Origin of the sequence: Tanticharoenia sakaeratensis NBRC 103193 (genome assembly GCF_000963885.1) — a bacterium.
In the GTDB taxonomy this organism is placed as follows: domain Bacteria; phylum Pseudomonadota; class Alphaproteobacteria; order Acetobacterales; family Acetobacteraceae; genus Tanticharoenia; species Tanticharoenia sakaeratensis.
Genome location: NZ_BALE01000053.1, coordinates 1 through 7275, shown reverse-complemented (window position 1 = coordinate 7275; position 7275 = coordinate 1). Strand labels below are relative to the sequence as shown.

Sequence of the window (7275 nt, the reverse complement as noted above, 5' to 3'; positions counted from 1 at the left end):
CGCCCAAGGCCGCGCCGACCGAGGAGCCGCCACCGCCGCCACCGCCGCCTCAGCCCGTACCGCCGCCCGCACCGAGTCCGCCGACGCCGCTGCCGCCGGTCAAGCTGCCGCCGAAGATGGTCGATCAGTCGGAAGCGCCCCTGCGCGCAGCGCCGCCGCCGCCGGCTCCGCCCGCGCCTGCGAAAATGGTGGCGCCCCCGACGCCTGAGGCCACGAAGGCGACAGAGCTGCCCGAGACGCCGCAGTTCTCGCACCTGACGCAGCCGAATAAGCCCAAGAAGGCTGCACCCGACAGCCATTCGCTGCTGGCGACGCTTGATGCGTTCCGCGCCGACCAGAAGCAGACGCATGCGCCGACCGCGCGGGCGAATCCTGATCAGGGCGGCGCGCCCGATGGCGGCGGCGTGCCGAATGGCGACATCACGCGTGCGCTCAACGTGGCCGATCAGAAGGCGATCGGTGCTTCCGTTCGGCGCTGCTACGCCGAGGACACAGCGGCACGGGACTACGCGACGTTCAATGCCCATCTGGTCGTGACCGTCGATGCATCCGGAGAAGCGCGGATCGTCAAATTTGCGCCTGAAACGGCAGCGAAGATGGCGTCTGATCCGTCGTATCGAGCGTTGGCGGAGCGCGCGCGTGACGCCGTGCTCAGTCCCGAATGCGCGAAGCTGCCGATTCCGCCCAAACTCCTGGGTCAGACGCATGAACTTCGGTTCGTGTTCCGGCCCTGACCCCCATCTGCGGCGTCATGCCGCGTCAGTTTTCTTGGATATGAGGTCGATACCCATGCGTCCCACGATTTCCGCTTTCCCGACTGATGATCAGGCACAATTGCTGAAAGACGGCCTCTCGCGCCGCACGATCCTTGGTTCGACACTGGCCGGAGCGGGCATCCTCGGCATGGGCGGACAGGCGTTTGCCCAGAATGCGCCTGCCGGGCAGCCCGGAGAGGCGGAAATTTCCGTCGATCAGGCCCGGACGGCGCCGATCCCCATCGTGATCTCCACGTTCGGCGCAGGTCTCGGTGAACAGATTTCGGGGGTGATTACCTCGGATCTCGCCAGCTGCGGTCTGTTCAAGCCGCTGGGCGGGCAGGAGCCGGCCAACGGCACGCCTGATTTCGCAAGCCTGAAGGCGCAGGGCGCGCGCGCGGTCGTCAGCGGAATTGCAACCGGATCAGGCAGCGTCCGGGTCGAGATGCGCCTGTGGGACGTGCTCACGGGCCAGCAGCTTCAGGGGACAGCCTACACGGCGTCCGAAGCCAACTGGCGCCGGATCGCCCATATCATCGCGGACGTGATCTATGAGCGGATGCTGGGCGAAAAGGGATATTTCGACACCCGCATCGCCTACGTCGCCCGCAGTGGCCCGCGCCGTCATCAGATTACCCGCCTTGCGATCATGGATCAGGATGGCGCCAACGAGCGGATGCTGACCGACGGCACGTGGCTCACGCTGACGCCGCGCTTCAATCCCGTGCGCGATCAGGTCGCGTTCATGTCCTATGCCAACGACCGTCCGCGCGTGTATCTGTTCGATCTCGGTTCGGGCCGGCAGCAGATCCTGGGTGAGTTCTCCGGTATCTCGTTCGCCCCGCGCTTCTCGCCGAACGGCTCGCAGGTCATCCTGTCCGCCACACGCGGCGGCGGTTCGGACATCTTCGTGGTCGATCTCGGTTCGGGGTCCAAGCGCCAACTGACGTCGTCGGGTGCAATCGACACGTCGCCCTGCTACAGCCCCGACGGCAGCCAGATCGTGTTCAATTCGGATCGCGGCGGCAGCCCCCAGCTCTACATAATGGGCGCTTCCGGCGGTTCGGCCCGCCGCATCTCGTACGGTACCGGCCAGTACGGGTCGCCCGTCTGGTCGCCGCGTGGCGACCTGATCGCCTTCACCCGGATCGGCAGCGGCGGATTTTCGCTTGGTGTCATGAACCCGGATGGATCAGGCGAGCGCATCCTGACGCAGGGCTTCACCGTCGATACCCCCACCTTCTGTCCGAATGGCCGCGTGATCGCGTTCTGCCGCCAGTCCGCAGCCGGGGCAGGCGGCGCAGGCTTCGCGTCGGGTATCGGCACGATCGACATTTCCGGCTTCAACGAGCACCCGATCCGCACAGCCGGTGGCGCCTCGGATCCGGCCTGGTCGCCCCTGAACGGCTGACGTCCTGCGGCCAGGCATCGACAAGGCGGCTCCGTTATTGCGGCCGCCTCGCTCTGTCGTGTGCGTCAGGTCGACGAACCTGCGTCATCCATTGCCGTTCCTGCTGGCGAGTCGCCGTTCCTGGCGAAACGCCAAAGGAGCAGACATATGGCCGGTGCGACTGCGGTTCTGACCGAGACTGACCTCCTGCGGCCTGTCTGCGATGGCCGCGTTGCCGATCTGCTCGCAGGGATCGAGCGGCATCGACGTGCGATGCCCGCTCTTCCGGATCTCACATCCGGTCTGGAAGCCTTGCGCGCACTCGGCGCCTTGCATGCGGTTCTGCCCCAACGTTGTGGCGGTCTGGGCCTCGGATCGGACAACGATCCCCGGCTCGTCCTCGCGGCGCTTGCAGCGCTTCGACAGGTCGGCGCGTGGGATCTTGCATTGGGCCGCTGCTTCGAGGGGCATCTAAACGTCGCCCGGCTGGTCGGGCTTTACGGCGACACCACGGCGTCTGCCGTGCTCACGCGGTCGGCACGTGACGGACATCTGTCGGGACTATGGGTGACTGACGGGCGCGAGCCGGTGACGATCCGCGGCGCCCGGTTGTCAGGCGTCAAGGGATTCGCCAGCGGCGTCCGCGCTGCCGGCATGGCCTTGATTACGGCCCATAACGGCGTGTCGGATGTCATGTACCTGCTTCCGGTCGGCGAGACGGAGCGGATTGGTCCAGGGCCGGGCAAGCTGACCGGCATGCACCGCAGTGGCACGGGCTCCTATCGTTTCGAGGGCTTGACGGTGGCTTCCGGCGCGCGCGTGGGCGTGCCGGGCGATTACCTGCGACAACCGGAGTTCAGCGCCGGGGCTTGGCGTGGCTCCGCCGTGGCACTTGGCGGCATTGACCGCCTTGTCGATCTGTTGCGCAGCGAACTGGCGGCGCGTGGGCGCGCCGATAATCCCCATCAACAGGCCCGGATCGGAGCGGCCTTGATCGCGCGCGAAACGGCTGTGCTCTGGACGCGCCGGGCGGCACTGCTTGCACATAACCCGGACACCGAACCCGGAGACGTCACGGCTATCGTCAATCTGGCTCGTCTCGCCGTCGAACGGGCCGGGCTGGAGGTGATCGCATTGGTGCAACGCGGCCTTGGGCTGTCGGCATTCGTCGAGGCCAACCCCGCGGAAACCGTGCTGCGCGATCTTGCGACCTATCTTCGCCAGCCCGCGCCGGACGAATCGCTGACGGAGGCCGCCGCATGGTTTACCGAACGGGATCCGGAAGATCTGGACATCATGCGATGAAAGTCGCGGCCCTATTGGAAGCCTTCGCCAAGCTTCCGGTGGCCGATCTGGACACGATCGCGCCGGGTACCTCGCTCGTGCTGGCCCCTCATCCCGACGATGAGAGCCTCGGCATGGGAGGCTTCATCGCGAGCGCCTGCGCGGATGGACGTGCGCCGTTCGTGGTCGTGGTTTCGGACGGCGCGGCATCCCATCCCGGTTCCAGATCGTGGCCTCCCACCCGGCTTGCGGCGATACGACAGGCCGAGACGCGCGAAGCTGTCGCCATCCTTGGGCTGCCGCCTGAGCGGCTGCTGTTCTTGGAACTGCCGGATACGCGGGTGCCGGGCGAGGGCGAAGCCCTGGACAAGGCGGTCGACCGGTTGACGGACCTCATTAAGCTTCATGCTATCAGGCAGGTGCTGGTCACGTGGCGTCATGATCCACACTGTGATCATGAGGCGGTCTGGCATATCGGCGCTGCGTTGCATGCCAGGGATGCCTGCCGCGTGCTCGTCTATCCTGTCTGGGGGCTAACGCGCCCATTGGACGAAGATCTGGCGGAGACGCCTCCCAAGGGATGGCGGCTACCCGTTGCATCGTATCTCGACACCAAGCGCGCCGCGATCAGCGCACATGCAAGCCAGCTCGGGCACGTCGTGACGGACGATCCGGGCGGTTTTGTCCTGCCCGAGACGCTGCTGGCAAAGATGCTGCAGCCTTACGAGATCATCCTGGATCCGTTTGGAGACGTGGCGTGATCGCGGAAAGCTGGCCGGCCGATGCCTTCGAAGCGCTCTATCGCGAGCGCCCCGATCCATGGGGTTTTGAAAGCAGCCCCTACGAACAGGCGAAACTCGCGCATCTGCTGGACTTCCTGCCGCATCCCCGGTTCGCGGCGGCTGTCGAGATCGGCTGTGCAATCGGTGTCTCGACCGCGGCACTGGCACAGCGGTGCGATCGCCTGCTGGCCATCGATGCCGCGGAAGCTGCGCTGCAGCACGCGCGGCATCGCTGCGCGCCGATGGGGCATGTCAGTTTCCTGCGTGCCTACATTCCGGCTGAGTTTCCCCCGATGGCCGGGCAGGCCACGGACCTTCTGATTGTGTCCGAGTTGCTTTATTTCCTCTCTCCGCCGGACATCGATGCCGTCGTGCGGGTCGTCCTTCCGACGATGCAGCCGGACGGCACGATCGTACTGGCCAACTGGATCGGCCAGACCGACACGCCATGCACGGGCGACCAGGCGGCCGAGCGGTTCATCCTGGTATGCCAACAGGCCGGCTGGCACCTGACAGCACAGGCGAGGCAGCCGGGATATCGGCTGGATCGTCTTGAACGTGCATCTGACGCGTCTGCAGCCATGCCAGCAGTCTGAGCGCTCGCCGTGTCTCGCATTCGAGATCCGCGCGAGCAAGGAGCTTCGGCTGCAGGTCCGGCGCGCGTGCCTCTTCCCGCGCCCACAATGCCTCGAATTCGACCTGATCCAGCGATGGGGCGGCAGCAGCGAGGTGTGTCCGGTAAGCCAGCCGACGACGGATACGGTGCACGCGGCAGGACACGGATTCGAGCGCATCGTCGACATGCGCGTCCTGCGCCTGGATGCGTCGGGCGATCGTTTCCGCCATGCCGCCCGTCGCCCGCCCGACCAGTCGGCCGGACACATGGACGACCACATCCGGCGCATGCCGAATCCTGAGGCCCGCGCGACGGAGGGACGCGTAGAACGCGCGGTCTTCTCCCGTCCGGATATCGGGAATGCCTCCCGCGCGCTGCCATGCCGCCATCGTCACCGCGATGCTTGCCCCCGAGTGTTCGGCATGTCGCGGCCATGGATCATGCGGATCGGGATCGAGCAGCGTCGCCATGTGTTCGAGCAGAGCCCCGTAACGCAGTTCGGCATCGTCATCGGCATGAAGATGGGCCGGGATCAGGGCGATGTCGGCGGGATCGAGAAACGCGCGTCCGAAGACCGCATCAACATCGTAGCGTTCGAATGCCGAGAGGCTCTGCGCAATCCAGTCAGATCGGACGATCGCGTCGGCGTCGGTGGTAAAAAGAATGGCATCGGCAGGCGATAGGGCTGCGGCGCAGGCCATGGCATCGCGTCTGGCACGGCCTGCGCTGGCCTGCGCCGGAGAATAACACTGTTCGACCAGAGTGAGATCGAAAGGCAGGCTTGGGCGCAACGATCGGGCGGTGTCCACGCTCTGGTCGGTCGTGTTGTTGATCATCAGCACGACGCGGTGAGGGGGCAGCGTGTCCTGTCCGGCGAGTGCTCGCAGACAGCGCGGCAGGTATTCCGCCTCGTTGCACGCGGGGATGGCGCCGGTACGATAGCGGTCCTGCCACGATGGTTTCCGGGACGGGACCGTAAGGCGGGACCCGATCGGCTGCGCGGCCCGGAGGGTCGTCTTGTAGGGCAGGATGTCGGTTTGGTGTCCGGGATAGGGGCGTATCGGCATTCGGACGGGATCTCCCGGAATGCGCCAGTCAGGCCGACGGCGCAGCCCTTAAGCGTGCGACGGGATGGATGGTTCTGGTGGCCGGAAACACACAACGTGGCTTTTGCGCCACGGAGACCGGCGAAGTAATGGTGTCGTATCGTTTGCCCTGCTCCTCCGGCGTATATTACTTGACCGCGCAATAATCCGATGGGTATGGCCTGCATGTGGTCCCACGAGTTCCCGTAGCGCCGAAGGTCGCCGTCATGGCGTCTCAAGCAAAGCGGACGTGACGACCGAAAAAAACCCCGGCTTCACTTCGCTCCCCGTCATTCGATGAGGGTGTTCTCAGGACATGAGACAAATGAGATTCAAGCTTTTCGGTGCGCTCGGTCTGGCGCTCGTGCTCGCAGCTTGCTCCAGTGACAAGACCAACACCGGCAACACCATGGGTGCCGGTGCTTCCGCTCAGGAAACGGGCGCCGCTCCGGGCAGCGAAGCAGACCTCGTCGCCAATGTCGGTGATCGCGTGTTCTTCGAGCTGAACCAGAACGCCCTGTCGTCGGACGCGCAGGCCACTCTGGACAAGCAGGCCGCGTGGCTTGCCCGCTATCCCCAGGTCAACGTTCAGATCGCGGGCAACTGCGACGATCGTGGCACAGAGGAATACAACATCGCGCTCGGCCAGCGCCGCGCAAACGCCGCGCGCGACTATCTCGTCGCCAAGGGCGTTGCCGCTTCGCGCATCAGCACGATCTCCTATGGCAAGGACCGTCCGACCGCCGAAGGCGATGACGAGCAGTCCTGGTCGCAGAACCGCAACGCGATCACGTCGGTCAAGTAAGCCGCACGATCCGTTATCGGTGTTCGTATGGAACCGGCCGGGGGAGCTTATCCCCCGGCCGGTTTTGTTTTATCGAAGGTTCCGTCGGGCAGGACGCCCGTCGGATGCTGAGGGTTGGAGATGGTGCGCGTGACGAGGGTGAAAGCCGGGCGGGCGGTTCTGTGGGCTGGAGTGATGGGTATCGCACTGTGCGCGGCGGCACCGGCGCAGGCACAGATCAACAGCCGCGAGGGCATTGCGCTCCAGAACCAGATTGCGGACCTGCGCCAGCAGATGGCCCAGCTTCAGAATGGTTCCGGCAACGGAGCACCGCCCGCGCCTGTGGCTGTCGCGCCCAGCGGCGCCAACGGTGATCTTACAGCGCAGCTTCTGGAGCGGGTGAACGCCCTTGAGGACCAGAATCGCCAGATGCGCGGCGAGCTGGACCAGCTGTCGAACCAGGTGCAGCAGCAAAGCGCTGCGATGTCCAAGCAGATTTCGGACATGAATTTTGCAATGCAGAACGGGCAGGGCGGCGCGCCGGGTGCTTCGGCGGCACCATCGGCCGATGGTCCGCCA

7 protein-coding genes and 1 pseudogene are annotated in these 7275 nt (G+C 65.6%); 7 read left to right on the top strand and 1 reads right to left on the bottom strand.

Translation table 11 applies throughout. From position 1 onward, the window contains the following. The 5 genes from B8446_RS14995 to B8446_RS14975 all read left to right on the top strand — a co-directional run. The coding region (locus B8446_RS14995; protein ID WP_048851042.1) for a hypothetical protein at positions 1–734 on the top strand (734 nt) is incomplete at its 5' end. A gap of 55 nt (positions 735–789) precedes the next feature. After that, positions 790–2166, top strand: coding sequence for a Tol-Pal system beta propeller repeat protein TolB (gene tolB, locus B8446_RS14990; RefSeq protein ID WP_241767818.1), 1377 nt, complete (start codon positions 790–792; stop codon positions 2164–2166). Positions 2167–2313: 147 nt separating this feature from the next. Continuing rightward, positions 2314–3450, top strand: coding sequence for an acyl-CoA/acyl-ACP dehydrogenase (locus B8446_RS14985; protein ID WP_053053916.1), 1137 nt, complete (start codon positions 2314–2316; stop codon positions 3448–3450). Beyond that, positions 3447–4190, top strand: a complete 744-nt coding sequence (locus B8446_RS14980) for a PIG-L deacetylase family protein (protein WP_048851040.1) — start codon at positions 3447–3449, stop codon at positions 4188–4190. The genes B8446_RS14985 and B8446_RS14980 overlap by 4 nt, the downstream gene beginning before the upstream one ends. Beyond that, positions 4187–4807 (top strand): SAM-dependent methyltransferase, encoded by a 621-nt coding sequence (locus B8446_RS14975; RefSeq protein WP_048851038.1) that lies wholly within the window; start codon positions 4187–4189, stop codon positions 4805–4807. The genes B8446_RS14980 and B8446_RS14975 overlap by 4 nt, the downstream gene beginning before the upstream one ends. Here the strand turns inward: B8446_RS14975 and B8446_RS14970 are convergent. Next, positions 4689–5894 carry a glycosyltransferase gene (locus B8446_RS14970; protein WP_084712387.1) on the bottom strand — a complete coding sequence of 402 codons (1206 nt, stop codon included), beginning with the start codon at positions 5892–5894 and terminating at the stop codon, positions 4689–4691. The two genes, B8446_RS14975 and B8446_RS14970, sit on opposite strands and share 119 nt — an antisense overlap. Before the next feature lie 343 nt (positions 5895–6237). On the opposite strand from B8446_RS14970, the gene pal reads away from it, so the two are divergent. Continuing rightward, a complete protein-coding gene (pal, locus tag B8446_RS14965; protein WP_048851035.1) occupies positions 6238–6717 on the top strand; it encodes a peptidoglycan-associated lipoprotein Pal in 480 nt (159 codons plus the stop codon). A 174-nt stretch (positions 6718–6891) separates the two neighbouring features. Then, positions 6892–7275: pseudogene (locus B8446_RS16655) on the top strand (hypothetical protein); the annotation flags it as partial.